Source organism: Psychrobacter aestuarii (assembly GCF_904846035.1).
Lineage (GTDB): Bacteria > Pseudomonadota > Gammaproteobacteria > Pseudomonadales > Moraxellaceae > Psychrobacter > Psychrobacter aestuarii.
Window position 1 is genome coordinate 2,735,238 of the sequence record NZ_CAJGYT010000001.1, and the last position, 26,768, is coordinate 2,762,005.

The window sequence follows — 26,768 nt, forward strand, 5'->3', positions numbered from 1 at the left end:
ATAGCAAACTTAAGCAGAATAAGAGTTTCCCTATCGCTTAAGCTCATTCATCTTTATTTACTGCGCCAAGTCTTGTGCTTCAGCAACCGCAAGAGCAGTCATGTTGACGATGCGGCGAGGGGTCGCAGCGGGCGTCAAGATGTGTACAGGCTTGCTTGCGCCCAATAGGATTGGACCGATAGAGGCGCTTTGCGTCGCTGCTTTTAGCAAGTTGAATGAGATGTTCGCTGCATCAAGCGTTGGCATGACCAATAGGTTGGCTGCACCTTTTAGCGTGCTTGATGGCATATCTTCCATACGTACGTGCTCGTCAAGCGCGGCATCACCATGCATCTCGCCGTCAAACTCAAAGTCAACACCGCGCTCAGTCAGTAGCTGATGCACTTTACGCATCTTCACCGCACTCGCGCTGTCTGAGGTGCCAAAGTTAGAGTTCGAGGTGAGGGCGACGCGTGGCGTAATACCAAAGCGGCGCAGTTGCTCAGCGGCTAATACTGTCATTTCAGTCAACTGCTCAGCAGTTGGGTCTTCATGAATGTAGGTGTTGGCAAAGAAAACGTTACGGTCTTGCATCAGTACGCCACTCATGGCATAAAAATCGCTCGCGCCTTCTTGCTTACCGATGACGTTTTGCACGTATTTTAGGTGCATGTTGTAATGACCAAAGGTGCCACAAATCATGCCATCAGCATCGCCTTTTTCGACCAGTAGTGAGCCGATAAGCGAAGTCTCACGGTATACGTCACGACGGGCAAGCTCAATGCTGACACCGCGGCGTTTGTTTTGCTCGTAGTACGTTTCCCAGTAGTCTCTGTAGCGTGGGTCGTCATCTTGGTTGACGATAGTGATGTTTTCACCATCTTTTAGACGCAGACCCAGTTTTTTGATGTGCGAGTTGATAACCGCTGGGCGACCGACCAAGATAGGTTTGGCAAGTTGCTCATCCACCACGACTTGTACAGCAAGCAATACGTTTTTGTCTTCGCCTTCACAGTAGACGATACGCTTTGGCTCAGATTTTGCTTGCGCAAAGACAGGCTTCATGACGAACGCTGAGTTATACACAAATTCAGACAGACGCTGACGGTACGCGTCGAAGTCTTCGATAGGCAAGGTCGCAACGCCAGAATCCATCGCCGCTTTGGCGACCGCTGGGGCAATCTCAAGGATTAGATTTGGCTCTAGAGGTCCAGGGATTAGGTAGTCGCGACCAAAACTCTTCATGCTGTCGATGTCTTTAGAGTTGTTGGTTGGGGTGGCCTCAACGTGTGCCATTGCCGCGATTGCGCGTACACACGCGATTTTCATCTCTTCATTGACAGCAGTTGCGCCAACGTCTAGCGCGCCGCGGAAGATGTAAGGGAAGCAAAGCGCGTTGTTCACTTGGTTTGGATAGTCAGAACGACCCGTCGCCATGATGACATCAGGACGTACTGAATGCGCCAATTCTGGCATAATCTCAGGCGTTGGGTTAGCAAGTGCAAAGATGATGGGGTCTTTTGCCATACGGCGAACCATGTCTGCAGTCAGCATGCCAGGCATAGACAGACCTAGGAACATGTCCACATCGTCAATCAGCTCATCGATAGTGGTCGCGTCGGTGTCACGCGCGTAGCGCTGTTTGGTTTCGTCTAGGTTTTCACGCTTGGTGGTAATGATACCGCGAGAGTCGGCCACATAAACGTTGTTTTTATTGATACCTAGCGCACAGATGATGTCTAGGCAAGAGATTGCTGCTGCGCCCGCACCTGAACAAATCACCTTTAGGTCTTCGATTTTTTTGCCAGTCAGCTCAAGCGCGTTAAGCATTGCGGCAGCGACGATGATAGACGTGCCGTGCTGGTCATCGTGGAAGACAGGAATGTTCATACGGTCACGCAATTCGCGCTCGATTTTGAAACATTCTGGGGCTTTGATGTCTTCTAGGTTGATACCACCGAATGTCGGCTCAAGGGCTGCAACCGCTTCGATGAATTTGTCAGGGTCATTTTGTGCCACTTCGATGTCAAAAACATCAATGCCTGCAAACTTTTTGAACAACACGCCTTTGCCTTCCATGACAGGCTTTGAGGCGAGTGGACCGATGTTACCTAGGCCCAATACGGCAGTACCATTGGTGACCACACCAACCAGATTGTTGCGCGCTGTATATTTCGCTGCCAGAGTTGGGTCTTTTTCAATCTCAAGACAAGGAACAGCGACGCCTGGTGAATAAGCCAAAGCAAGGTCGCGCTGGTTAGCGAGCTGCTTGGTCGGAGTTACTGAAATTTTACCAGGTTTCGGATAAGCATGATAATGCAGTGCAGCTTGTTCAAACTGTTCTTTGTCTGCACTCACTTTATCTGCATTCAGATTGGTATCATCATTCATAGTAATTGCCATTGTTGGAATAAATTAAAATAAGATAAACAGTAATAAAAATTAATGTCTGATAGGTATTGATAGCAGCGTGCTTGTCCATAGCGACGAGCGCACGCAAGCAGCAACCCTATACGCCATCCATGCAAAAATGCAGATTGGCAAGTGGGGTATTCTAGCATTATTGCTATTTCACTGCCTAGTCGGTGCAAATCAATAGGCAGATTATATAATAAATTTATAGTGATTATATAATGGATTGATGATAAAAACGTTATTACAAACCATCATATGTCATCAGTACTTAGGATGAGCAGCTGATAGGTGGTTGCCAAGCATCAGGGGCGGGCGGCGTGGTGTCGAGCGCTGTTGCAATCTCTTGCACCTCATAAGGGGTGGTTAGCAAGGTAAACAGCCGCGCCACCTCTTCAAACTGACCTTGTTCAGCTGCCGTAATTGCCCGCTGCGCCATCGCATTACGCAAGACATAGACAGGATTGTTCGCACGCATTGTGTTAATCACTTCGCTTGTATCTTCAGGCAACAGTGCGATATAGCGCGCGCGCCAGTCTTGCCATGTGCTCAGACCTTCAGGGGTCAGCTCATTGATAAAGGCGGTCAATAGCGTCTGCTCGTACGGATGCTGCGCTGTGTCCACCACCGCGAGTAGTGCGCGAAAGCTGTTGGTATAGTCCAAGCGCTGCGACTCAACCAAGGTCAAAAAGTCAAAGGCGATATTGAGCGAGGCTTGGTCGTGCATCAGTCCAAGCTTATGACACATACCTATCTGATAATGCTGCATGAATACAGGTTCGTAGATGCTCAAGCACTCATCAATGGTCGCGCGACTGATATTGGGCAGGCGCAAAAAGTGCGGTAGCCACTGCTGCAAGTTCCAATAGCCGATGGCGGGCTGGTTCTGATAGCTGTAGCGCCCTGTGTGGTCAGAGTGGTTATTAATCCAGCCAGGATTAAAGCGTTCCATAAAACCAAAAGGACCAAAGTCCAAAGTACTGCCTGTAATCGACAGATTGTCGGTATTCATCACCCCATGCGCAAAGCCCGTCAGCTGCCAGTCGGCAATCAGCCTTGCGGTGCGCTCGACCACCTGCTGTAAAAACGCCGCCACAGGCACAGGCGCATCACGGCACTCAGGATAATAGGTGTCCAGCATATAATCGGTAAAGCCTGCCAGCAAGTCGGGGGCAAAGCTCGCTATCCACTCGATATGACCCAAGCGAATGTGACTGTCTGCCACGCGCATGAGCGCCGCGCCCGCTTCCATACGCTCGCGGCGCACAGGCGTGTCTGATACCACAAAACCCAGTGCGGTCGATGACGGTACACCGAGCTGCGTTAATGCGTGCCCGCACAGATACTCCCGAATGGTACTGCGCAGCACCGCACGCCCATCTCCCATACGCGAGTAGGGCGTCAGACCGCTGCCTTTTAAATGCAAATCTTGACAGTCGCCATTGGTATCACGCACTTGCGCCATCAATAAGCCGCGCCCATCGCCGAGCTGTCCTGCCCAGTGCCCGAACTGATGCCCCGCGTATACCATGGCAAGCGGTGTCCACTGGGCAGGCACGTATTGACCGCCCAAAATCTCCACCCAGTGCGACATCAAGTCCTCATCTTTGTCCCAGCCCAGTCTTTTCGCCACATAAGGGTTAAAGTGTCCCGCGCGTGGATTGTCCAGTGGCACAGGGGGCTGCTTGTTGTACAAGCGGGTATCCAAATTGGCATAAGTGTGGCAATAATCCATGATGATAACCTTTAATAATATTTTGTAATAACGAAACAGGTAATAACTCAAAAAACAGCGCGCACAGCGCAAGACAGCGATAATGATAACAGCCAAAGCACCGCCGATGTAGCGCTTTGCTGTGTGCTTTACTTTGCCACTTTGCCAAAGACGGATAGCAATACACAGCCGTATTAAAAACGACAGACAAAAAAATCCCGCCATCTTTGTGAGGGCGGGATTTGTGATTCATGATGCAGTTTGTGCGATTTATGCGGCGTGTTGTTTGTGACCGATTGAGCGGAACGCAACTTTTAGGTTGTTGTTGTGCTCAATGATTTTTTCTTCAATCTTCGCGTATTCGTGCTTTAGCTTGTCATCGACTTCATGCAAGCGATCAGCGAATTCGGTCTTTTTCATCTCAACCGCTTTGGCTTTTAGCGCTTGCCACTCTTCAACCGTTTGCGTAAAGGCTTCGTACTCGTGCTTAATACGCTCTTGGAAGTTTTGTAGAGCATGCGGGATGTCGATACCACCTGCTGTAACAGTGTCTAGATGCTTGTGCGCGTTCTTAAACTGCATTTGTACTTCAGCATGCTTGATGGTTGCGTCATCAACGGTACGTAGGTCACTTGCCAGACCCAATTTTGCTAAGCCCGCAATCAACCATTTGGTTGGGTCATATTGCCACCATTTAACACCATTACGATAGTCGTACTGGAAGAAGTGGTGGAAGTTGTGATAACCCTCGCCCCAAGTAAAGAGCGCCAAGAAGAAGTTGTCACGTGCAGTGTTGGTGTCGGTATATGGACGCGTACCGAACATATGACACAATGAGTTAATAAAGAAGGTAAAGTGATGCGTCAATACCAAACGCAGCAAACCTGCCAATACTAGAGTGCCCCAAACATCACCAAGCAACCAGCCGACAGCCGCAACCACGCCAACGTTGGCCGCGATTACCCACAGACCATAGTATTTATGCTGAATCTGTAGCACTTTGTCTTTGGTCAAGTCGGGGATGTTTTTGTAGTCAAAATTGCCGCTTGGGTAGTTGCGCAGCATCCAGCCGATATGACTAAACCAAAACCCACGCTTGGCTGAATACGGGTCGTCCATGACGTCATCAACATGACGATGATGGGTACGGTGACCTGAGCACCAGTCAAAGGCTGAGCCTTGGACGGCAAGCGTTGAGCCAAGCAATAAAAAGTTCTTTACCACAGGATGCGCTTTGTACGCGCGATGCGATAGCAAACGGTGGTAGCCAGCAGTAATACTGATGCCTGTCCACGTCATAAAGAAGCCAAACGCGCCCCAAACAGGCAAGCTGACTTTATGCGTCATCAAGTACCAAGGTGTGATGACAGCAGCAGCGATAGGCGTGGCAATGAGGACTGCCGCGGGTATCAAGTTAATGGGTGCTTTTTTGAACTCAAGCTCACGGATATCTACCGTCTCGCTCATTGAGACATCGCGCTCACCTGCGTGTGCGTCATTTAAGTAACCACGCACAGCGGTTGGCTGCGCCTGAGTATTGTCCATTTGTTGGTCTAGCAGACGCTTAAGACGAGTCACCTGTGTGCTTGCAGTCTGTAAAAGCGTGTCACCAGACTTGATAGCCAAACGTAAGCCTTTAAGCGGTAAACCTATTGCTTTTTTTGCAATCATATTATTTCCCTAGCGGTGTACATTTCAGACTCTATCTTACCTGAAAACAAAAGGAAAGTGAACGGGCATGCACTATAAAAATATTGCTAAATAACAATAACTTGTATGGATTATTGATTATTTTTTGGTGAATACCCCACTAGCTATCAGGAATTAGGTAGAAATGTAAGCAGTATTTGTGTCTTGTGAAGCCTATATGCAGCGCTATCGTCGATATTACAAGACCTGCGCGGGAATATCGGTGATAATCACATCCACCTGCCACGCCACCATCTGTCTTATCACGGACAAGTCGTTGACCGTCCATGCACTGACAGGCAATCCGTAGCGGTGACACTGGCGAATCACCTCGGCGGTCAATAGCGGATAATGGATACCAAGCTGCACGCAGCCAAGCTGAAGCGCGGTGTTGGGCGCGCCAGCAAGCGCTTTAGGATGCCGCACCAATAAGCCGCGAGGAATATGGCGCAGTATGGGGTGCCGCTGAAGCTGTAGTAATAGCTCAGTGTCAAAGCAGGTCAAGGTAATGGGTAGGCTCGCGAGCGCTGTGGTGCGAAAATCGTGCTCTAAAGCATGAATGATGCGCCGATGGTTGGTGCGGCTGTGTGTCTTTATCTCAAGCTCAATATGGCTAAAGCGCGGCACAAAACGCGGCGACAGTGGGGCAGGCGCGCTCAGCAGTTCGGCAAGCTGCGCCAAGGTGATAATCGGGTGTCCTGATTGCAAATGCCGCTGCACCTCAAGCCATGTCAGCTGGTCGATACGCGCCTGCAAACCGCATAGGCGCACCAAAGTATCGTCATGAAAGACCACCAAATGCCCGTCGGCTGTCAGCTGAACATCAAACTCAATGCCCGCAAGCCCGCGTGCTTGTAGGGTATTGGCGTACTCAAAGCCAAAGCGCGTGTTTTCTAGCGCCTCAAAGCGCGCGCCGCGATGGCCGAGCAGGCGTGTGTGTTGTAAGTCAATCATCAGGCGTACCGCCTTTATCTTACCCGTGTCTTTATTCTATTATATGCCTTGTTGCTGCGACAAAGCAGCACAGATGCTATCATAGAGCACTTTGGGCACGCGGATAGGACGCATGGCAGGTGTTGCCGCATTGCTATCTTTTGATTTGACATTGTTTTGCACGCATGCGATGACCACTTTGCCTGAGCTTAATTGCGTATCGCCGTCAGGGTGGGTGCGCCAGATGCTCTGATAAAAGATGATGCTGGCAGGTTTTAGCTCAACCGTATCGACACGCACGCTGATAATTTCATCGAGCAAAATCGCGTGGCGGTAGTCCAGCTCAACCTTGGACACCACAAAATGCTGTACTTCGCCTGCGTCAGTCTTTAAAAAATAACCGTCCAAACCAAGCTGGGTAAACCAGTCGCGGCGACAGTTTTCAAAGAACACCAGATGATTGGCATGATAGACGATGCCGCCAGCGTCAGTGTGGTTGATATACACACGGTAATCGGCGGTGAATAAAGGCGGCTGCGGGGCTTTGGTGGACATAACACACTCAGTATATTTTTATGAATAGAACCGTGGATGAATAAAACAGCGAGGCGCGCTGTGTGGTAATCATTAGCAGCGGCTGGTGCAACGACGCACCATCGTACTAAGAACCATGCGAGTAATGAGGCTAAAAAAAACAGCGCCCGCGAATTATCATAGCAGCCCTTATCAGAACAAGATAGCCGTGCTATTGCCAATGCCCATGACTTGCGCGTTATCGTATCAAGCGCGCGGCTGAATAATTTTTGCAATATAAAACATTTACAATGACTTATAGGAATGGTGTATGACCCGTTTTGTCAGCTTTAATATTAATGGTATCCGTGCGCGCCAGCACCAACTGGAGGCAGTACGCGATATTATCGACCCTGATGTGATGGGGCTACAAGAAACCAAGGTACACGATGAGCAGTTTCCACTGCCCGATGTCGAAGGTCTTGGGTATCACGTGGAATACTTTGGGCAAAAAGCGCATTATGGCGTGGCGTTATTGTCCAAAACCGCGCCCATTTTTGTGCAAAAAGGCTTTCCGAACGATGAGGAAGACGCGCAAAAACGCTTTATCCACGCGCGTTACGTGTTGGGCGGACGTGAGGTTGATGTGTTAAATGGCTATTTTCCGCAAGGCGAGAGCGCCGACCATCCGACCAAGTTTCCGATGAAGCGTGCGTACTATGCTGACTTGATGGCGTATATCGACACGCTCAAGTCAGAAGGGCGCTCGCTCATCATCATGGGCGATATGAACATCTCGCCGCAAGACATTGATATCGGTATCGGTGAGGCGAATGCCAAACGCTGGCTTAAGAACAATAAATGCTCGTTCTTACCTGAGGAGCGTGCGTGGTACGATGCGCTGATGTCGCGTGAGCTGACCGACACGTACCGCCTGCATTATCCGACCAGCACCGAGCTGTTCAGCTGGTTTGATTACCGCAGTCGTGGCTTTAATGATGAGCCAAAACGCGGCTTGCGTATCGACCATATTTTATGCAGTCAAGATTTGGTCGATAATTGCGTCGATGCGGGCATCAGCTATCCACTGCGCGCGATGGAAAAGCCCTCAGACCACGCACCGATTTGGTCAGCATTTAAGCTGGACTAAGCGTTTTTATGCACTGCGATATGGCGCGTTTTGATGAAACGCGCTACAGTAGCGCACGCTAAAGACAGCTATTTTTTACGACATATTCAAACAAACCAGACAACAATAAGAGGTCATTATGGCAGTTGGTGATATTTCTGTACCCAGTACCATCCATGCGATTGAGGGCATTCGCCTAAGTGCAACAGCAGCAGGCGTGCGTTACAAGGACCGTGACGATTTGGTCGTTATCGAACTTGCTGAGGGCACGTCAGCGGCAGTCGTCACCACCACCAATGCATTTTGCGCTGCGCCTGTACGTATTTTGCGCGAGCATTTTGATGCCGCTGCGCCGCGCTATTTGGTGATTAATACGGGCAACGCCAACGCAGGCACGGGTGCAGATGGTCGAGGGCGCGCAGAGGCGGTATGTCAGGCACTGGCAGACAAGACCAAAACAGCGGTAGAAGCCGTACTGCCATTCTCGACAGGCGTTATTGGGCAGCCGCTGAACAGCGATGCCATCATCACAGGTTTGGATAAGGCGCTCGATACCTTGTCGGCAGACAGTTGGCTTGCGGCGGCAAACGGTATCCGTACCACCGACACCATTCCCAAGCTTGCCAGTGAACAAGTCGATGTGGACGGCACGCGTTATCACGTCACAGGCATCTCAAAAGGCTCAGGCATGATTCGCCCCAACATGGCGACCATGCTCGGTTATGTGGCGACCGATGCCAACATTCCAGCCGATGTCTTGCAACAAATGCTAAGCGCTGTTAACGAGCAGTCGTTTAACCGCATCACCGTCGATGGCGACACCTCGACCAATGACTGTTGCGTGCTGATGGCGACAGGCAAAGCGAGTGATGACATTATCGACAGTCCTGAGCATCCGCATTATCAAGCGCTGTTTGATGCGTTGTCACGCGTGTTTGTACGTTTGGCGCAGTTGATCGTCCGTGATGGCGAGGGCGCAACCAAGTTCATTACCGTCAAAGTCACTGGCGGCAAAACCACCGAAGAGTGCTGCGATGTGGCGTACGCGGTAGCGCACTCTCCCTTGGTGAAGACCGCATTTTTCGCGAGCGATGCCAACTGGGGACGCCTGCTTGCTGCGGTCGGTTACGCAGGCGTACCTGAGCTGGACACCGAGCAAGTCAATGTCTCACTCGATGACGTACTGATTTGCCAAAAAGGCGGTCTTGCGCCTGAATACGTTGAAGAGCAGGGCGCAGCGGTCATGAGCCGTCCTGAAATCACCGTGCATATCGACCTTGGGCGCGGCGATGCCAGCGACACCGTCTATACCTGTGACTTGTCGTACGATTATGTCAAAATCAATGCCGACTACCGCAGCTAATTGATAAAAACGCTGTACGTAGAACAGCTACGAATATAAAAAAGGCGGGGTAATACCTGTCTTTCTTTAGACATAAAAAAAGGCGGCGTAATACCTGCCTTTTTTTATGTCTAAAGAAAAGTTTTTACTGTGATTTTTATTCTCTTGTCTGTACAGCAGCGTACTGCTGATTAACATGGGTTGCAAATACTGACGTGAAGTTACAAAGCAGTCATAGAGCAATAGGTTTTAAGCCACCTATACTATATTTAGCCGCATTGGGTACAGAGACGCCTATATATGCAGCCGTTTTTTGCACCACATCACGCACAACGATAAGCAGCCGATATTAAGTATCAAGCGCTGCAACAACAATGCCCGTCAAAGAGACACCACAATGCCAGATAAGGCGGGCAATTTCTATTACGGACTGAGGACAGAATAATGAAAAAATTAGCAGTAGCCGCTTTGATGACCACGTTTGCTTTGGCAGGGTGCTCTACCATGGACATGAACAACGAGCGTACCATGGTCGTTGACGGACAGCCAATGAGCGTAAAAGTTGTTAATATTCCAAGCTTTGAAGTCGAGATTGCCCCGCGTAAAGCCGTATGTGAATACACTACAGCAATGGGCGTGAAAACTGAATCAGAATGCTTGCAGTATCGCCAAACCTATCAGAAAAACTACAACACACTAAACGGCAATATCCAAGGCTTTACTTATGAGCCAAACTACCGCTATGTGTTAGATGTTCGTCAAGAAGCGGTTATGGATGAGATGACAGGTATGGTAAAACCTGTATGGATTCTAAACGATGTGGTTTCAAAAACCGCTGAATAAGCGTTTGAACCAAACAGTGTTGATACAAAGTTTTTATGAGGAAAGCATCACTTGATTTATTTGAAGCGCATTTTATTGTACATACATAGCCTAAGCGTTTTATAACCAGTATGGTTTAATCATTAACAGTAATCGCTCATAACAACAAACTGTCAAAATGACGAAAACCGCAATAAAATCTCAGACACACTGAGTTTTATTGCGGTTTTTTTATGTTTACTGATTAAGATTGTCTGTATCACTGCCAGTGATACAGACAACGACATAGCGACAGCGATTAACACTGACTGTAGTTCACACTGACACCATGCTGTACAGTAGGAATGTGGGTATTGGCGTAGACTGCCAAGCCGCCACGGGCAGTTTCCTTGTACTTATCCGACATATCCGCGCCTGTCTGCTTCATGGTTTCAATCACTTTATCAAGTGACACAAAGTGCTGGCCATCACCGCGATAGGCGAGGCGTGCGGCGTTGATGGCCTTGATGGCTGCCATGGCGTTACGCTCGATGCAGGGCACTTGTACCAAGCCTGCCACAGGGTCACAGGTCAAGCCAAGATTGTGCTCAATGCCGATTTCTGCAGCATTCAAGCACTGTGCTGGCGTGCCGCCCATAATCTCAGCGAGCGCCGCTGCTGCCATCGCACAGGCGGAGCCAACCTCGCCCTGACAGCCGACTTCTGCGCCTGAGATGGAGGCATTTTGTTTAATCAAGCTGCCAATCGCGGCAGCCGTCAATAAAAATTTGCGCACGCCGTGGATATCATACTGCGGCAAAAAATCGCGGTAATAATGCATAACAGCAGGGATGATGCCTGCGGCGCCATTGGTCGGCGCGGTGACGATTTTGCCGCCATTGGCGTTTTCTTCATTGACCGCGAGCGCGTAGAGATCGACCCAGTCCATCGCCGCAAGCTTGTCCGTGCCTGCCTCATCCTTGGGGGGTAGGCTTGCTTCGTAGCGCAGCTGCTCGTGCAAGGCTTTGGCGCGGCGCTTAACCGACAGACCACCAGGCAAAATGCCATCTTGCATGCAGCCTGCTGAGACGCAGTCTTGCATCACCGTCCAGATACGGTCGAGGTAGGCGAACACTTCTTCTTCTGAGCGGTAGTGCAGCTCGTTTGCCAATACCACATCGCTGATGCTCAGCTGCTCAGACTCGCACATGGTCAATAAGTCTGCAGCATGGTTGAATGGGTAGGGCGGGTTGTTCACCGTTGGGCTGGCAGGGTCGCTGTCAGGGTTGGTGGCATCGTTTTGATTAATAACAAAACCGCCGCCGATAGAATAATAGGTCTGCGTGTAGACCTCGCCATTGCCGAGCGTGGCAGTGATGCTCAGCGCATTGGGGTGGTAGGGCAGTACCGTATCGGGATGCCAGTGAATGTGTGTCTTGGTATCAAAGTCAATAACATGCTCGCCTGCGAGCGCCAGACGCTGCTCATCCATAATCGGGCGCAGATAATCGGCACATTGACGCGTGTCAATATGCTCAGGCGTGTGTCCGAGCAGACCGAGCAGTATGGCGGTGTCGGTGGCATGACCTTCACCAGTCGCCGCCAGCGAGCCATACAAGTCGATATCGACCGCTGCGATATCAGCAAGCGCGTGCAAGCTGCTGTAGGTTTGTAAAAACTGCTGCGCGGCGACCATGGGGCCGACGGTGTGCGAGCTTGAGGGGCCGATGCCAATTTTGAATAAATCGAAGATGCTAATCATAATAATCCTATCAATCCGTATGATACCAACAGGTGGCTGAGCGTCTATGCTCGTGTGCTGTCGTCTTGCGTGCAGGATAAAAGATAATGTATGCGCTGTCTATAGTGTTGTCTATACATGGGCGTAAACGATAGGCGTGAATTAAGCGCTTTTTTTTGCAGGTAAATTCGGCTATGATGCACGCCAGCTTACTTTGTGTAACTTTATGTAATTTCAATCAGATGTTTGCTTTTTGCTCTGATGTGTAGCATAGATGATTACAGCCTCTCACCTTTGAATTTAGGCATGTTTGCGCTTGGCGTGCAGTCAGCTTTTCGCGTAGGACGTGTCTGAAACCACCATAGGATACGTGCGTATGACCCATCATTCTCCCAAGCCGCCAGTCACTGAGCCCATCGCGCCCAATCCTGACTTTGATAATGGGCGCTGGTTTCCGACATGGCGTCCATTCACAGGCGATATCAATCAGCATCCTGTGGGTATCAATGAATATTTGCCTGCGGGTAAAAGTGTACTGCTTGGCGTGCAGCATACCTTTGCGATGTTCGGCGCGACGGTACTTGCGCCCTTACTGATGGGTTTTGACCCGAACTTGGCGATTTTGATGTCAGGTATTTGTACGCTGCTGTTTTTTGTGATTACTGGCGGACGTATGCCAAGCTATCTGGGCTCAAGTTTTGCCTTTATCGCGCCTGTTATCGCAGTGACGGCGTATGCGGGTACGGGCGCGAATGCCAACTTGAACATTGCGCTTGGCGGTATCATGGCGTGCGGCATACTCTATGCGCTCGTGGGACTCTTGGTGATGAAGACGGGCACAGGCTGGATTGAGCGCTTGATGCCGCCAGTCGTGACAGGCGCTATCGTGATGATTATTGGTCTGAACCTTGCGCCTGTGACCATCCAAGGGGTGATGGGCAATCAGTTCGATGCGTGGATTGCGACCATGACGACCTTGCTGATTAGCTTGGTGGCGGTATTCACACGCGGTATGCTACGCCGTTTGCTGCTGCTCGTTGGTCTGGTATTGGCATATGTCATGTATTTTATCTTGACCAACCTCATGGGCTTGGGCGCGCCGATTGATTTTAGTGGCATCTCTGCGGCGTCGTGGCTGGGTTTGCCAAGCATTCATACCCCAGCGTTTGATAAACATGCCATCATTATGATTGCGCCGATTGCCTTTATTTTGGTTGCTGAGAATTTAGGACATTTTAAGGCGGTAGAGGGCATGACCCGCGCGCGCGTAACACCGTATATGGGGCGCGCGTTTTTGGCGGATGGCTTGGCGACGACATTTTCGGCAGGTTTTGGCGGTACGGGCGTCACCACCTACGCGGAGAATATCGGCGTGATGGCCGTGACCAAAGTGTACAGCACGACCATTTTTGTGATGGCAGGCATCGTGGCGATATTGCTGGGCTTATCGCCCAAATTCGGCGCGCTGATTCAGACCATTCCCAACCCGCTACTGGGCGGTGCATCTATCGTGGTGTTTGGTCTGATTGCCATCGCGGGGGTCAAAATTTGGCTTGAGAGTCATATCGACTTTAGCAAAAACAGCAATCTGATTATTGCGGCAGTGCCTGTGATTATGGGTACGGGCAATCTAAGCCTACACATCGGTGGGTTTGATTTGGGCGGTATCGGTACGGCAACGCTCGCTGCCATCGTATTAAATGCGCTGTTTTCACTACAAAAAGACGATTAAGCCGCCTTAATCTGCCTGCTCCGATGAGCGCTTGTAAAAACGCGCAAAAAATCGGTAGCGGCGCAGGGCGCGTTGTTTGGGCTTCATGGTGCCAAGATAAATGGCGGTCATGGTCATCACCGCGCCCAGCCACTGCATGCCCGTGATGGGCTTATCCAGCCATGTGTAATCAATAATCAAGGCGGCGACAGGCTCACTGAGCAGCAGCAGCCCTGTCACCGCAAGCGATAAGCGGGGGATAAAATAGGCAATGAGTCCCCACGCGATGCACTGCATGACCGCACCATAAATCAATATCCACATCACCTCCGACCACGTACTCGGCAGGATATGCCCGCCATCAATCAGCAGCATCGGCACAATCATCGCCAGCACCCCGCCAACGCTGACCAAGCCCATCAAAGCAAAAATAGGCGTCGGCTCGGCGTCGTGGGTCTTTTTAATAAACGTCATGGACGCCGCCAACATCGCGCCTGAGACAATCCCCGTCACAAAGCCCCATGCGGCATGTATGTTGTGTCCAAACTCAGGACTGCCGATAAGCACCACGCCAAGCAGCGCCAAGCACAAACCCACCAACTGTAAGACAGTCTGCCGCTCGGAAAACCAAACAAAGCCAATCAGCGCCAAAAAGAAAATCTGCAAGCTGTTTAACAAGGTTGAGATACCAGGACCGACGGCGTAGATGCTTTCATGCCACAGTGCCAAATCCAAACCCAAGAATACGCCTGCCAAGATGCCATAGCCAATCGCTGCCCGCGAACGTGGTAGCCGCTGCTTGGTGATAACCGCCAAAATAGCAAACAGCACGCCTGCCACCGCAAGCCGCCAAAAAGACATCGCCCAGCCGCCAAGATTGACATGAGCAACAATCAAACTGCCCAGCCCAAAAATAATACAGCCAAGTAACAGTCCTGAAGCATTGAGCTTAGAAGGCGTAGTGCTCATTGCATATCCTTTTGATTATAATAGACATTTATAAAAGTAAAAAAGCACAGTCGGCATCACAGCGCTATCTATGCCGATGACGCCCCTGCTGTTGGTATTGCCCGTGCATTTTGATAGCATACCACCCACATCATAGGCGTTATACGCTGGTGATGCGGCGCGGTTTGTTTGTTTTTTAATTATTGCTGTGACGTGCAGGTTTGTACGGCGCGTTTTGAGTGTTTTTCGTTTTTATTACTGATTTTGATTATTGATATAGGTATTGCCATGTTCCGTCTTGTTCGCTCTTTTACCACGTCCACTTGGGGTACTTCTGCCGCCATTTTTAGCGTGTGTGTGGCAGGGATGCTCGCTGGCACATCCGCGCAGGCAGCCAGTTGTAAACTGCCCAAAAGTTATTATAAAAACGTCTCGTGTATCCCAAACAGCGCTCTCTTTTTAGCCATCAAAGACTATGGCGAGCCAGTCGCATTGATTAACAAAAGCGGCAAGCCAGTGGTTAATTTGAGCGCTTATCAGACAGTCGCTGTCGACAAAGTTGCCTCAGGCGTGATGCCTGTCCTTAAAAATGGTCGCGTGGGTTATATCAATCTGCAAGGACGTGAGGTGATAGCGCCCATGTATGACCAGTTGGGCGGCAATCAGTGGGCGCGTGCCGCTGCCGACGGGCGCATCATTGTCAAAAAGGGTGGTCAATACGGCGTGATTGATACCAATAACCGCACTATTGTACCCTTTTCTAGCAGCATTACCAATATCAGTGACTATCGCGGCGGGGTAGCACGTATCGAGAGCCGTCAAGGCAATCGTCAAGTCGATGTCAATGGTAAAGAAATCGCGCCGCCCAGCACCAAGGCAAAGCCTGCGCCCAAAAACCCTGCCAGTGAACGTGCAGCGGCGGTCGCAGAACCTATGGAAGCGAAAGCCGCACCGCCTCGGCACGCGCCATTCACCACTTTAAACCCGCATCAACAAGATGGGCTCTGGGGTTTTGTGGATGATGATGGGATGATTATGATTACCTATTCTTTTGATGAAGTGCGCCCGTTTTCTGAAGGTCTGGCGGCGGTACGTATTGAGAATACGTGGGGCTTTTTGAACTTAGGTGGCGATGTGGTCATACCATTTGACTATGAAAACGACATGCGCTTGAGTCAGGCACAGACGGACGCGCCGCCTGCGTGGGTGTTCAAAAATGGTGTCGCGTGGGTCGGTATGTCGCAGCAAGGCGAGCGTATGTGCATCAATAAAGCCAATGTGTCGCTGCCGTGCCCGTCTTAACGTTGTAAGTATAAAAAATAAGCACAAAAAAAGAGACGTCAGCGCGTCTCTTTTTTTATTGCCGTCAGCCATAGTCTAACGGAGAGCTTCCGTTTTATACAGCAGCTGGTCTTGTATCATTCAGCTGCCTGACAGATGGTTTTTAATCAAAGTGACCAAATACGGCTGGTAGTAAGTCGGAATGTCATGCGCCATACCCTCGATAAGGTGAAAGCTGGCATTCGGAATGGTCTTAGCCACCACACGCCCTTGCGAGGCGGGCAGTAGACCATCTGCGCTACCATGGATAACGATGGTCGGCGCTTTGACTTGCTTGCTAAAGCGGGCAATAGAGCCTGACGACAAAATCGCGTTGAGCTGCTGCACGGTGCCCAGCGGATGGAAGTTACGCTGATAACGCAGTTTTGCAATTTCGCGCACCGTACGGACATTGACATGCCCAGGCGTGCCAACCGTTTTCATAAACCATACGCTGTGGCGGACAATGTCGCGCTCAGAGTGGCTCTCAGGACGGTTAATCAGCGTATACAGCTGACGTGGACGCGGCGGGCTTAAAAACGCGCGATTGGTGGTGGTGAATAACAGCGCCATACGCTGCACCAAACTTGGGTAACGCGCCGCGACTATTTGGGCAATCATACCGCCCATTGACGCGCCCATCAGATGCGTGCTGCCAAGGTTCAATGCCTTAATCAGGCGTACGGTATCTTCTGCCATGTCGGTCAGATTATAAGCGACAGGCTCAGACTTGTTGGACAAGCCTGTTTGTAAGCGCAGCATCATTTTGAGCTGACTGACACGTGGTAAGCCATCGATTTGTACCTTTGAGGACAGACCGATATCGCGGTTGTCAAAACGAATGACAAAAAAGCCTGCGTCAATCAAGCGCTTGATAAAGCCGTCTGGCCAAAAGACCATCTGCGAGCCAAGTCCCATCACCAATAATAGCGGTGGGTTGTTGGGGTTGCCCCCTGCTTCGACACACAGCTCGATATGATCGCCAATATCAATCATCGTCTGATACAAATGGTCGCTCAAATCCGACGCCCACCAGTTGTGTGCGCCGAATTTTTGCCACTCAGGCGTAGGGTAGTTGGTGACGCGCTCACAGCTGCCATCAGCATGGTCAGCGGTATCAGTGACCGCCGACGCGTCAGCGTCTGAGCGCGGCTCGGTAGGTTCGGTATGAGAATGTGAGTGCATCATAAGCGCTCCTGCTTAAAGTTCTACCATCTCAAAATCGAGTTTGCCCACGCCGCATTCAGGGCAGGTCCAGTCATCAGGGATATCGTCCCATTTTGTACCTGGTGCAATGCCTTCTTCAGGGCAGCCTAGGGCTTCATCATAAATCCAGCCACAGACGATACATTCATAACGTTTCATATTCAGTCCTATTGTCAGTACCTCTTTGTCAGCCTATGCAGGCCGCAAAAACGCACGTAGTGTAGCATATATCTTGATGCCACGTGTTTAAGTTTACACTTGTATATTGAGATGCTTTTACGCTTATCAAGAGTAGGGGGGAGAATAAACGCGCACAATTATGCTATGATAACGCCCGCCACGCGCCAGTCAGACCCATCTGTGACCAAGCTTTAGCGGGCTTGTTGGTCATCGCTGGTCTTTGATACGGGCGCAATCATTGTTGATTTGTAAGAGTAAGGGTTATTATGAGCGCACCTGCGACGCCATCTGTAAACACCAGTAAAGACCATCCACTTTGGCAACTGATTCGTACGGTGCCTGACTTTCCAAAGCCAGGTATCGACTTTTATGACATCACGCCCTTGCTGCGCAGCCATGTAGACGAGCTGATTGATGCTTTATTGGACGCGTTGCCTGAAGGCTTGATGGATGAGGTGGATTGTCTGGGTGCGGTCGAGGCGCGCGGTTTTGTGTTTGCAAGCCTGCTGGCAGGTCGCTTGGGTAAAGGTATGATTTTACTGCGTAAGCCAGGCAAACTGCCGCCTCCTGTAGCCAATAAGAGCTACGCGCTAGAGTATGGCAAAGACACCCTTGAGATGCAAAACAACCTGCCGCCTGAGCGCGTCTTACTTGTTGATGATATCCTCGCTACTGGTGGTACGCTCAATACAGCGCACACCCTATGCCATTCTGCCGAACATACCGTGGTCGGCGTGCTTGTGCTGCTTGATTTAATCGACCTACACGAGCCGCTGCCTGTACCTGTGTATAGCGTATTGCAAGCATAACGACTGCTGTGTGTTGTTGATAACGTATTGTGCATGACTTATCAATCGTAAAAACCGTTCGCTAAAAAAGCGCCCTTACCGACAGATAATGGCGCTTTTTTATGTTTAATCATAAAGGGTTTATGATGAATCAGCGGCGCATACTTGCCAGCTTTTGCGCCAGCTCTTCACGCGCACTGATAAAGCCATCGATACCTTTTGGCAATAAATCTTGGGTCATTTTGTCTTGCTGATAGGCGTTGTTAAAATCCTCATGACTCAAATGAATCTTGGTCATCGGCGGCATGGCTTTTGCCATACTTGGCGACAGCTGACGCGTTACAGGCGTATCAAGGGCGACGAGCGCATCGAGCAAATCAGGCGCGATGGTCAATAAGTCGCAGCCCGCTAATGCCAATACTTGCTCGGTTGAGCGAAAGCTTGCGCCCATCACTTGGGTCTTATAATCGTGCTGTTTGTAGTATTGATAAATCAGCTTGACCGACTCTACGCCCATGTCTTCATCAATCGGGATGTCTTGACGGTTTTGTTGGCGCTTTTGCCAATCCAAAATACGCCCAACGAACGGTGAAATCAGTGTCACGCCCGCATCCGCACAGGCAGCGGCTTGATGCTGACCAAACAGCAAGGTTAGGTTGCAATGAATGCCTTGGGTCTCAAGATAGCGCGCCGCTTCGATGCCCTGCCATGTCGCTGCAATCTTAATCAACACACGCTCGGTATCCACGCCCGCTTTTTTGTACGCTTCAATGAAGCTGAGCGCCTTTGCTATCGTAGCTTCGGTGTCATAAGACAAGCGGGCATCGACCTCGGTAGACACACGCCCATCAATCAAATCTAAAATATCACAGCCGAGCTGTACGGTCAGCGCATCAATCACCGCATCAATATCGCCATCATGGCGGCTCATGGTCTCCGCCAGCATCGACTGATTGTCTGGGTGCATCAGTGCTTTGGTAATCAGGCTTGGGTTGGTGGTCGCGTCCACAGGCGTTAAACGAGCAATGGCACGCAAGTCGCCTGTATCGGCAACGATAGTGGTCATGGTGCAAAGCTCTTGTAGTGCGCTCATTGAATGTCCTTATTATTTATTGTCAAAAATACGAAAAGCGAAAGCCGTCGGGCTTATTTGGCGCTCGCCAGCAAACCGACGCTGTTAAAACTGTATCATAGATTGTGCGATACGGGGCGTTTTTTGCCGACAGACGGGACATCCTCGCAGCGCTGGGATTTTGTGCGCTTTTGATGATTTGTCATGGGCAGTGTATCGAGATTTTGCTATAGTAGGGCGATATGCGGCGCACAGCAAGCCGTTTGGCAGTCTGATAGGGCGGCGCTACGGCTATTTCGCAGTTGCGGCTATAATTTATGTAAAAAATGTATTAGTATCCAATCTTATCATCGTGATGACGCATCACAACCCACAGCGATAACAACAGTTCTAAAAGGATAGGCGGTAATGAGCGAGCAATCAGCAAACCCACAAACGACCACGCAAAACCCAGAAGAAACCAATGCCGCCGCGACCGAGCAATCGCCTTTGACGGCGTTGCGTGAGCAGATTGACGCGCTCGATATCCAGATTCATAACATGATTAACGACCGCGCCAAATTGGCGCAAGATGTCGCGATTTATAAAAAACAAACCGTCAGTGATGCAGACGCCAAGAGCCACAAAAACCCCATCTTTTATCGCCCTGAGCGTGAAGCCCAAGTGTTAAAAGCCGTTATGGAGCGCAACACAGGACCTATCGCTGATGACAAGATGGCGCGGCTGTTCCGTGAAATTATGTCAGTGTGCCTCGATTTAGAAGCCCCGCAGCGCATCGCCTTTTTGGGACCGATTGGCACCTTTACGCACGCCGCTACGCTAAAGCACTTTGGCAAAGCCGCCGATACCATGCCGCTTGCTACCATTACCGATGTGTTCCGCGAAGTTGAAGCAGGCACGGCCGCGTATGGCGTTGTCCCTGTTGAGAACTCGTCAGAGGGCGTGGTCAACCATACCTTGGATGGTTTTTTATCATCAACGCTAAAAATCATTGGCGAAGTTGAGCTGCCGATTCACCAAAATTTCTTGGTGGCAGAGCATACCAAAGTAGACAGCCTGAGCCGCATTTATTCGCATCAGCAGTCGCTCGCGCAGTGTCGTCATTGGCTCGATGTGAACTTTCCAAACATTGAGCGCGTTGCCGTCTCTAGCAATGGCGAAGCCGCACGCCGCCTAAAAAATGAATGGCACTCAGCCGCCATCGCAGGCGATGTCGCCGCTGTAGAGTACGATTTGCACAAATTGTATGAAAACATCGAAGACAACCCCAGCAACACCACGCGCTTTTTAATCATCGGTCACGAAGCGGTCGCGCCATCAGGTCAAGACAAGACCTCTATCGTGGTCTCAGCACATGACAAAGCAGGCGCGCTGATTGAGATTCTAAAGCCTTTATCCGAGCATGGGGTGTCGATGACCAGTATCGAAACCCGCCCTGAGCGTCCAAACAAGTGGGCGTACGTGTTCTTTATTGATATGGACGGGCACATTGATGATGCCAACGTCACCGCTGCGATTGAGGCGATTCGCCCTATGGTTAAAGACGTGCGCATCTTAGGCTCATACCCGAAGGCGGTACTATAAACGGTGGCGTAACGGGTCAGTGTGGTGATAGCCGTAAAAAATAGCGACAAAATAACGATAACAACGGTATAACGACAACAGGCGATACAGATGATGCGCTGCTACAAACCGTTGCAGCCTCATCGATAATAAGGACACCCTATGCAGCCGACTTCAGCACCGAACACCAACATGGTCTCTCCAGCCTTTGACAGCATACTCGATGTCGCCCCGTATCAGACGGGAAAACCCATCGAAGAGCTGACGCGAGAGTATGAAGTTCAGGATGTGGTAAAGCTTGCGAGCAATGAAAGCCCAATGGGCTGCTCGCCTTATGTGACCTTAGCCATCACCGAACAGCTTGGGCAGTTGTCGCGCTATCCTGATAACGACGGCTATGAGCTAAAACAGGTCTTGGCTGACTTTACGCAAATGCCCATTACTGCCATCACGCTTGGTAATGGCTCTAACGATTTGCTGTCGATGTTGGCGCGCGGCTTTGTGAGTGCGCAAGATGCGGTGGTCTACAGCCAGTATGCCTTTGTCATGTATGGCATGGTCGCCAAGTTACAAGGCGCAGCAGCCATAGAAGTGCCCGCGCAGCGCTTTGGTCACGACTTGCCAGCGATGCTCGCGGCTGTCAAAGCCAATGCCAATACCAAAATGGTGTTTATTGCCAATCCCAACAACCCGACGGGCACGCTGCTCACGCACCAAGCGCTCTTTGATTTTGTCAGTGCGCTGCCAAGCTCGGTGCTGGTGGTGCTCGATGAAGCCTATATCGAGTACAGCCCTGAGAGCAATAACAGCTCGCTGCTCGATGACTTTGATAATGTGGTCATCGTGCGCACGTTTTCAAAGGCGTACGGGCTGGCAGGACTGCGCGTGGGCTATGCGCTCAGCAGTGACGCGGTCGCAACGGTATTGAACCGTGTGCGCCAGCCGTTTAATGTCAATCGTTTGGCGCTTGCTGCTGCTCGTGCCGCCTTGCTTGACCAAGACTTTATCAAACGCGCTTATCAAAACAACAAAGAGCAGATGCGCTGGCTTGAAAAGCAGTTTGACGCCTTAGGTTTGGCGTTCGTACGCTCATCGAGCAACTTTATTATGGTAGAGATTACCGATGCGCTGGCGATTTATCACGCTCTGCTTGAGCAAGGGGTGATTGTACGTCCATTGGTCAGCTATGGGTTAGCGGGCTGGCTGCGTGTTACTGTCGGTTTGCCTGAAGACAACCTGCGCTTGATTGATACTCTAAGCTATATTTTAAACAACGACTCGGTATAACGAGTCTGCCGCCCATCACCCAACCCAAGCGCGCTGCGCTAAGAGAAAAAAGTTCCGCGTTATGTACAACCCCAAGCGAAAACCAAACAAGTCCCCACTGAGCCAACAAGTCTGCGTCATTGGGCTGGGACTCATTGGTGCCAGTGTCGCACAGGCGATTAAAGACCATGGATTAAGCCCGCGTATCGTCGCGGTTGACCGCCATGCGTTGAGCCTCGCCGAAGCCATGGATGATGGACTGCTACAAGCAGGCAGCGCCGTGCTGAGCGATGTGGTCGCAGGCAGTGATATGATTGTGATTGCCGTGCCTGTGCAGACTGTGCCTGCGGTGATGAACGACATTGCAGCGGCCATGAGGGCAGGCTTGATTGCGTCTGATTGTATTATTACCGATGTGTGTAGCACCAAAGTCAATGTGATTGAGGCGGCGCAGGCGGCCTTTGGTGCATTGCCGACAGGACTGGTGCCTGCGCATCCGATTGCAGGGGCGGAGCATTCAGGCTATCACGCGCGCCGTGCGACCTTGTTTGTCAATCATAGCGTGATTGTTTGCACGCTTGAGAGCAGCGCTGCCAAAGCCATCACCACCGTTTGCCGCATTTGGGAAGCCATCGGCGCGCAGGTGATGACCATGTCCGCGACCCGTCACGATCAGATACTGGCGCACACCAGCCATCTGCCGCATCTGCTTGCTTTTAATTTGGTTGAGCAGCTCGCGGGGCATGATGACAATTTGGATATGTTTCGCTATGCTGCAGGCGGGTTTCGTGACTTTTCGCGCATTGCTGCAAGCGACCCTAAAATGTGGCATGATATTTTCTTTGCCAATGACGATGCCATTATTAAGGCATTAGACACTTATAACGATTATTTACAGCACCTGCGTACGCTCATTGTGCAAAAAGACTCAACCGCCCTGATGGGGTTACTGGGTCGGGCACAAGCGGCGCGGCGACACTTTGGTCATATGCTATCCAGCACCCCTTATACGGATACCTCTACTATGTCAGCTTCTTATACCATCACTCCCAGTACCACGGTTTCAGGCACGATTGCCATTCCTGGTGACAAATCGGTCTCACACCGCAGCATCATGCTTGGCAGTCTTGCCGAAGGCGTGACGCGGGTGACAGGATTTTTGGAAGGGGAAGATGCGCTTGCGACCTTGCAGGCGTTTCGTGATATGGGCGTGACCATTGAAGGTCCGCACGATGGCGAGCTTGTGATTCATGGTGTGGGCATGAATGGCTTAAAGCCGAGCAAAACGCCGATTTATATGGGCAACTCGGGCACCAGTATGCGCCTATTGTCTGGGATTTTAGCGGCGCAGTCGTTTGACAGCGTATTGACAGGCGATGCCAGCTTGACCAAACGCCCGATGGAGCGTGTCGCCGCGCCCCTGCGTCAAATGGGCGCGATTATCCAAAGCACAGGCGAGAAGGGCACAGCGCCTCTTAGCATCACTGGTCGCGCTACCGCAGGCGAGACGCTAAAGGGCATTGACTATGATATGCCTGTGGCATCGGCGCAGATTAAGTCGTGCTTGCTCTTAGCAGGTCTGTGGGCCGAGGGCACAACCAGCGTGACCCAGCCTGAAGTCAGCCGTGACCATACCGAGCGTATGCTACAAGCCTTTGGCTATCCTGTGACCGTCGATGGCAACCGCATCAGCGTGACAGGTGGCGGCACATTGACGGCATGCGATATCGCCGTACCTGCGGACATCTCGTCAGCGGCATTTTTTATGGTCGCAGCGGCGATTAGCCAAAACAGCGAGCTGACCTTAAAGCAAGTGGGCATCAACCCCACGCGCACGGGCATCATTGACATCTTAAAGCTGATGCAAGCGGACATTACCCTAAGCAATCAAACGCACGTCGGTGGCGAGCCAGTGGCGGACATTACCATTCGTGCCTCACAGCTCGTGGGTATTGAGATTCCTGAGCATTTGGTGCCGCTGGCGATTGATGAGTTCCCTGTACTGTTTATCGCGGCGAGCTGCGCGGTCGGACGTACCGTATTGACAGGCGCAAAAGAGCTGCGCGTCAAAGAGTCTGACCGCATCGCGGTGATGGCGACAGGTCTACAGACCTTGGGCATTGACTGCGAAGTGACCGAAGATGGCATGATTATCAACGGTAAAGGCGTGACCGATGGCAGCTATCCTGCGGTATTTGGCGGCGGACATATCGTCTCGCACCATGATCACCGCATCGCGATGAGCTTTACGGTGGCGAGCTTGCGAGCTTCAGACACCATCACGATTGAGGGGACTGAAACGGTCAATACCAGCTTCCCTGACTTTGCTGGTCTTGCCAATCAAGTGGGTATGGCCATTACGGTCACAGAATCAGAGTCGACCGAGGCATAAAGTACGGCAGCGCGTGCATGTGAATAAAGTGTCCGCGCTTGGTAAGGGATCGGTTTTAGGTGTTCGGACATATCTGTTTTAGGGCGTCTGATATCAATTGGGTCTAAGCTGCGGCGCTAGACCCATATTTTTTTTAAGTTGTATTCATGGCTACTACACACGACACGGCGAACATGCCCAAAATCGTCAAAAAAAACACGGTCGTCACTACCAGACGTGGCGTGCTGACCGCGCTGACCGCCTTTTTTATTTGGGGCGCGTTTCCTTTATATTTTAAACAGCTGGCGATGTACGATGCGGTCGAGATTATCGGGCACCGTATCGTATGGACGTTCGTGTGTTTGCTCGTGGTGTTGACCATTACCAAGCGCTGGCGCTGGATTGGCATCTTAAAGCAGCAGCCAAGATGGCTGTTGATTAGCCTGATATCGAGCTTGATTATTACCAGCAATTGGCTGACCTATGTATGGGCCGTCACCCACGATATGATTTTGGAGGCGAGTCTCGGTTACTTTATTGGTCCTTTGGTGGGGGTCGCTCTGTCGATGATATTGTTCAAAGAGCGCTTGCGTACCCTGCAATGGGTGGCGATTGGCTTTGCGCTCTTGTCGGTATTGATTCAGGTGTTGGCGCTCGGCAAGCTGCCGTGGGTGTCGCTGATTTTGGCGTTCACCTTTAGCACTTATGGCACCATTCAGCGCCAGACGCCCCTTGCAGCGCTGGATGCGATGTTCGTTGAGACAGCGATGCTGGTGCCCGTGTGTGTTTGGTGGTTTTGGCAGGCGGGGGTGGCAAGCAGTCATTTGGACTTTTGGTTCAGCCCCTCGATTTGGCTGTTGATGTTGGCAGGACCTGTGACCCTGATTCCGCTGCTTTTATTTAACAAATCAACCAAGCAAGTGGCGTACAGTATTTTGAGCTTTATGAATTACTTAACGCCGACCTTTATTTTCTTACTGGCGGTATTTTATTATCATGAGCCATTTGATACCAAGCGCTTGGCGGTGTTTGGCTTGATTTGGTTCGGTCTGCTTTTATTTAGTATCGACTTGTGGCGACACCGCCCCAAAAAGCAGGCGAAAGCCGCTGTGCTGAATACGCATAACACAGACACGTTGTAAACAAGGGATAAGACTATGTTGCACACCCAATCGGATGTGGTTTTTGTAAAAGGGCTTGAGGTCAAGGCGGTCATCGGTGTCTATGAGTGGGAGCGCGCCATCACCCAGCCATTGCGTATTGATATTGCGCTGGAGACGGATATCCGTAAGGCGGCGGCGTCTGATGATGTGGTCGATGCACTAAACTACAAAGCGGTGTGCGATGATGTGACCGACTGGTGTCAGTCGATGCAGGCGCAGCTCATCGAATACCTTGCCGAAGCCATCGCCGAAAAGCTGCTGGCAGGCTATCCGTGTACCAAGGTGACGCTGAGTATCGCCAAACCCACTGCGATAGGGGCGGCTGAGGCGGTAGGCGTACAAATCACGCGCCATGCGGTAAATCATGATGACACGTGAGGCGCAAACGCTCGATACGCTAATAACGACCACGTCTGAAGAAGTCCGTACGCTTGCGCTTGGTGAGGTGGTACTGGCACTCGGCAGCAACCATGACGCCGCAAAGCATCTGGCGCGCGTGCATGAAGCGCTGGCAACGCTCGGCGCGGCGCACTACTCTGAGGCGTACCAAAACCCTGACTTTACGGCGAGCGCTGAGCGCCCAAAACCTGACTACGTCAATCAGTGTGTGTATCTGCGCCTCGACACCCCGCAGACACTCACCGCGTTGCAGCGCAAATTTGCAGGACTGGAGTCGGCGTGCGAGCGCTGCCGCATACCAGATACAGCGCGTCATGCCGATAAGATACGTCTGGTGACGATGGACATTGATATCTTATTGATTCACGCATCAACGCCTGATGCCCGCTGGCAGCTTTTGAGTAACCGCGTGCCCCTAAAAGCGCATGAGCGTATTGGCATCGATGCCTTATTGTCTTATATGAATTTACAACGTATATAAAATATCAAAACCAAAAAAGCGTCCAGATAGGGCGCTTTTTTTATGAC

Annotated in this window: 22 protein-coding genes; 12 read left to right on the forward strand and 10 right to left on the reverse strand. The window is 51.0% G+C overall.

Features of this window, described 5'->3' with window-relative positions; all coding sequences use genetic code 11:
* Positions 1-57 precede the first annotated feature (57 nt).
* The 5 genes from JMW05_RS11670 to JMW05_RS11690 all read right to left on the reverse strand — a co-directional run bounded on the left by JMW05_RS11670 (position 58) and on the right by JMW05_RS11690 (position 7,282).
* Positions 58-2,370, reverse strand: a complete 2,313-nt coding sequence (locus tag JMW05_RS11670) for an NADP-dependent malic enzyme (protein ID WP_201505418.1) — start codon at positions 2,368-2,370, stop codon at positions 58-60.
* Positions 2,371-2,662: 292 nt separating this feature from the next.
* On the reverse strand, positions 2,663-4,126 hold the full coding sequence (locus tag JMW05_RS11675) for a protein adenylyltransferase SelO (RefSeq protein ID WP_201505419.1): 1,464 nt from the start codon (positions 4,124-4,126) through the stop codon (positions 2,663-2,665).
* A gap of 249 nt (positions 4,127-4,375) precedes the next feature.
* Positions 4,376-5,554, reverse strand: a complete 1,179-nt coding sequence (locus tag JMW05_RS11680) for a fatty acid desaturase (protein WP_406947479.1) — start codon at positions 5,552-5,554, stop codon at positions 4,376-4,378.
* Between the two features lie 438 nt (positions 5,555-5,992).
* On the reverse strand, positions 5,993-6,748 hold the full coding sequence (locus JMW05_RS11685) for a glycerophosphodiester phosphodiesterase (RefSeq protein ID WP_201505420.1): 756 nt from the start codon (positions 6,746-6,748) through the stop codon (positions 5,993-5,995).
* Between the two features lie 39 nt (positions 6,749-6,787).
* Positions 6,788-7,282, reverse strand: a complete 495-nt coding sequence (locus tag JMW05_RS11690; RefSeq protein WP_201505421.1) for a thioesterase family protein — start codon at positions 7,280-7,282, stop codon at positions 6,788-6,790.
* Between the two features lie 289 nt (positions 7,283-7,571).
* Here JMW05_RS11690 and xthA point away from each other — a divergent pair, with 289 nt between their 5' ends.
* The 3 genes from xthA to JMW05_RS11705 all read left to right on the forward strand — a co-directional run bounded on the left by xthA (position 7,572) and on the right by JMW05_RS11705 (position 10,554).
* Complete coding sequence (gene xthA / locus JMW05_RS11695) at positions 7,572-8,390, forward strand: exodeoxyribonuclease III (protein ID WP_201505422.1); 819 nt, start codon at positions 7,572-7,574, stop codon at positions 8,388-8,390.
* Positions 8,391-8,508: 118 nt separating this feature from the next.
* Positions 8,509-9,732 (forward strand): bifunctional glutamate N-acetyltransferase/amino-acid acetyltransferase ArgJ, encoded by a 1,224-nt coding sequence (argJ, locus tag JMW05_RS11700; RefSeq protein ID WP_201505423.1) that lies wholly within the window; start codon positions 8,509-8,511, stop codon positions 9,730-9,732.
* 423 nt (positions 9,733-10,155) lie between these two features.
* Entirely contained in the window at positions 10,156-10,554 is a 399-nt protein-coding gene (locus tag JMW05_RS11705) for a DUF4377 domain-containing protein (protein ID WP_201505424.1), read from the forward strand.
* A 277-nt stretch (positions 10,555-10,831) separates the two neighbouring features.
* Here the strand turns inward: JMW05_RS11705 and JMW05_RS11710 are convergent, their stop codons facing one another.
* On the reverse strand, positions 10,832-12,274 hold the full coding sequence (locus JMW05_RS11710; RefSeq protein ID WP_227691524.1) for an L-serine ammonia-lyase: 1,443 nt from the start codon (positions 12,272-12,274) through the stop codon (positions 10,832-10,834).
* Positions 12,275-12,629: 355 nt separating this feature from the next.
* On the opposite strand from JMW05_RS11710, the gene JMW05_RS11715 reads away from it, so the two are divergent.
* Positions 12,630-13,985: a solute carrier family 23 protein gene (locus JMW05_RS11715; RefSeq protein ID WP_201505425.1), complete on the forward strand. Its 1,356-nt coding sequence runs from the start codon at positions 12,630-12,632 to the stop codon at positions 13,983-13,985.
* Positions 13,986-13,991: 6 nt separating this feature from the next.
* Here JMW05_RS11715 and JMW05_RS11720 read toward each other — a convergent pair whose 3' ends face one another.
* A complete protein-coding gene (locus tag JMW05_RS11720; RefSeq protein ID WP_201505426.1) occupies positions 13,992-14,933 on the reverse strand; it encodes a DMT family transporter in 942 nt (313 codons plus the stop codon).
* Positions 14,934-15,200: 267 nt separating this feature from the next.
* Between JMW05_RS11720 and JMW05_RS11725 the strand changes: the two genes are divergently transcribed.
* Complete coding sequence (locus JMW05_RS11725) at positions 15,201-16,214, forward strand: WG repeat-containing protein (protein WP_227691525.1); 1,014 nt, start codon at positions 15,201-15,203, stop codon at positions 16,212-16,214.
* A 120-nt stretch (positions 16,215-16,334) separates the two neighbouring features.
* Here the strand turns inward: JMW05_RS11725 and JMW05_RS11730 are convergent, their stop codons facing one another.
* Both JMW05_RS11730 and JMW05_RS11735 read right to left on the reverse strand, forming a co-directional pair.
* On the reverse strand, positions 16,335-17,420 hold the full coding sequence (locus JMW05_RS11730) for an alpha/beta fold hydrolase (protein ID WP_227691526.1): 1,086 nt from the start codon (positions 17,418-17,420) through the stop codon (positions 16,335-16,337).
* A gap of 12 nt (positions 17,421-17,432) precedes the next feature.
* A complete protein-coding gene (locus tag JMW05_RS11735; protein ID WP_199507880.1) occupies positions 17,433-17,597 on the reverse strand; it encodes a rubredoxin in 165 nt (54 codons plus the stop codon).
* A gap of 287 nt (positions 17,598-17,884) precedes the next feature.
* Here JMW05_RS11735 and JMW05_RS11740 point away from each other — a divergent pair, with 287 nt between their 5' ends.
* Positions 17,885-18,427, forward strand: coding sequence for an adenine phosphoribosyltransferase (locus JMW05_RS11740; protein WP_201505427.1), 543 nt, complete (start codon positions 17,885-17,887; stop codon positions 18,425-18,427).
* Between the two features lie 130 nt (positions 18,428-18,557).
* On the opposite strand, the gene JMW05_RS11745 is transcribed toward JMW05_RS11740, so the two are convergent.
* Positions 18,558-19,499, reverse strand: coding sequence for a transaldolase (locus JMW05_RS11745; protein WP_201505428.1), 942 nt, complete (start codon positions 19,497-19,499; stop codon positions 18,558-18,560).
* 387 nt (positions 19,500-19,886) lie between these two features.
* Here JMW05_RS11745 and pheA point away from each other — a divergent pair, with 387 nt between their 5' ends.
* The 6 genes from pheA (at position 19,887) to JMW05_RS11775 (ending at position 26,721) form a co-directional block, all read left to right on the forward strand.
* On the forward strand, positions 19,887-21,062 hold the full coding sequence (gene pheA / locus JMW05_RS11750) for a prephenate dehydratase (protein WP_201505429.1): 1,176 nt from the start codon (positions 19,887-19,889) through the stop codon (positions 21,060-21,062).
* A 141-nt stretch (positions 21,063-21,203) separates the two neighbouring features.
* A complete protein-coding gene (gene hisC / locus JMW05_RS11755; protein ID WP_201505430.1) occupies positions 21,204-22,328 on the forward strand; it encodes a histidinol-phosphate transaminase in 1,125 nt (374 codons plus the stop codon).
* 61 nt (positions 22,329-22,389) lie between these two features.
* Positions 22,390-24,699, forward strand: a complete 2,310-nt coding sequence (locus JMW05_RS11760) for a bifunctional prephenate dehydrogenase/3-phosphoshikimate 1-carboxyvinyltransferase (RefSeq protein WP_201505431.1) — start codon at positions 22,390-22,392, stop codon at positions 24,697-24,699.
* A 146-nt stretch (positions 24,700-24,845) separates the two neighbouring features.
* On the forward strand, positions 24,846-25,820 hold the full coding sequence (gene rarD / locus JMW05_RS11765) for an EamA family transporter RarD (protein ID WP_227691527.1): 975 nt from the start codon (positions 24,846-24,848) through the stop codon (positions 25,818-25,820).
* A gap of 15 nt (positions 25,821-25,835) precedes the next feature.
* Positions 25,836-26,219 carry a dihydroneopterin aldolase gene (gene folB / locus JMW05_RS11770; RefSeq protein ID WP_201505432.1) on the forward strand — a complete coding sequence of 128 codons (384 nt, stop codon included), beginning with the start codon at positions 25,836-25,838 and terminating at the stop codon, positions 26,217-26,219.
* Positions 26,206-26,721, forward strand: a complete 516-nt coding sequence (locus JMW05_RS11775; RefSeq protein ID WP_201505433.1) for a 2-amino-4-hydroxy-6-hydroxymethyldihydropteridine diphosphokinase — start codon at positions 26,206-26,208, stop codon at positions 26,719-26,721. The genes folB and JMW05_RS11775 overlap by 14 nt, the downstream gene beginning before the upstream one ends.
* Positions 26,722-26,768: the final 47 nt, after the last annotated feature.

What these genes read in the sequence shown, in the direction of transcription:
- JMW05_RS11670 (WP_201505418.1), bottom strand. Translation starts at nt 2,370, where the DNA reads ATGAATGATGATACCAATCTGAATGCAGATAAAGTGAGTGCAGACAAA.
- JMW05_RS11675 (WP_201505419.1), bottom strand. Translation starts at nt 4,126, where the DNA reads ATGGATTATTGCCACACTTATGCCAATTTGGATACCCGCTTGTACAAC.
- JMW05_RS11685 (WP_201505420.1), bottom strand. Translation starts at nt 6,748, where the DNA reads ATGATTGACTTACAACACACACGCCTGCTCGGCCATCGCGGCGCGCGC.
- JMW05_RS11690 (WP_201505421.1), bottom strand. Translation starts at nt 7,282, where the DNA reads ATGTCCACCAAAGCCCCGCAGCCGCCTTTATTCACCGCCGATTACCGT.
- xthA (WP_201505422.1), top strand. Translation starts at nt 7,572, where the DNA reads ATGACCCGTTTTGTCAGCTTTAATATTAATGGTATCCGTGCGCGCCAG.
- argJ (WP_201505423.1), top strand. Translation starts at nt 8,509, where the DNA reads ATGGCAGTTGGTGATATTTCTGTACCCAGTACCATCCATGCGATTGAG.
- JMW05_RS11705 (WP_201505424.1), top strand. Translation starts at nt 10,156, where the DNA reads ATGAAAAAATTAGCAGTAGCCGCTTTGATGACCACGTTTGCTTTGGCA.
- JMW05_RS11710 (WP_227691524.1), bottom strand. Translation starts at nt 12,274, where the DNA reads ATGATTAGCATCTTCGATTTATTCAAAATTGGCATCGGCCCCTCAAGC.
- JMW05_RS11715 (WP_201505425.1), top strand. Translation starts at nt 12,630, where the DNA reads ATGACCCATCATTCTCCCAAGCCGCCAGTCACTGAGCCCATCGCGCCC.
- JMW05_RS11720 (WP_201505426.1), bottom strand. Translation starts at nt 14,933, where the DNA reads ATGAGCACTACGCCTTCTAAGCTCAATGCTTCAGGACTGTTACTTGGC.
- JMW05_RS11725 (WP_227691525.1), top strand. Translation starts at nt 15,201, where the DNA reads ATGTTCCGTCTTGTTCGCTCTTTTACCACGTCCACTTGGGGTACTTCT.
- JMW05_RS11730 (WP_227691526.1), bottom strand. Translation starts at nt 17,420, where the DNA reads ATGATGCACTCACATTCTCATACCGAACCTACCGAGCCGCGCTCAGAC.
- JMW05_RS11735 (WP_199507880.1), bottom strand. Translation starts at nt 17,597, where the DNA reads ATGAAACGTTATGAATGTATCGTCTGTGGCTGGATTTATGATGAAGCC.
- JMW05_RS11740 (WP_201505427.1), top strand. Translation starts at nt 17,885, where the DNA reads ATGAGCGCACCTGCGACGCCATCTGTAAACACCAGTAAAGACCATCCA.
- JMW05_RS11745 (WP_201505428.1), bottom strand. Translation starts at nt 19,499, where the DNA reads ATGAGCGCACTACAAGAGCTTTGCACCATGACCACTATCGTTGCCGAT.
- pheA (WP_201505429.1), top strand. Translation starts at nt 19,887, where the DNA reads ATGAGCGAGCAATCAGCAAACCCACAAACGACCACGCAAAACCCAGAA.
- hisC (WP_201505430.1), top strand. Translation starts at nt 21,204, where the DNA reads ATGCAGCCGACTTCAGCACCGAACACCAACATGGTCTCTCCAGCCTTT.
- JMW05_RS11760 (WP_201505431.1), top strand. Translation starts at nt 22,390, where the DNA reads ATGTACAACCCCAAGCGAAAACCAAACAAGTCCCCACTGAGCCAACAA.
- rarD (WP_227691527.1), top strand. Translation starts at nt 24,846, where the DNA reads ATGGCTACTACACACGACACGGCGAACATGCCCAAAATCGTCAAAAAA.
- folB (WP_201505432.1), top strand. Translation starts at nt 25,836, where the DNA reads ATGTTGCACACCCAATCGGATGTGGTTTTTGTAAAAGGGCTTGAGGTC.
- JMW05_RS11775 (WP_201505433.1), top strand. Translation starts at nt 26,206, where the DNA reads ATGATGACACGTGAGGCGCAAACGCTCGATACGCTAATAACGACCACG.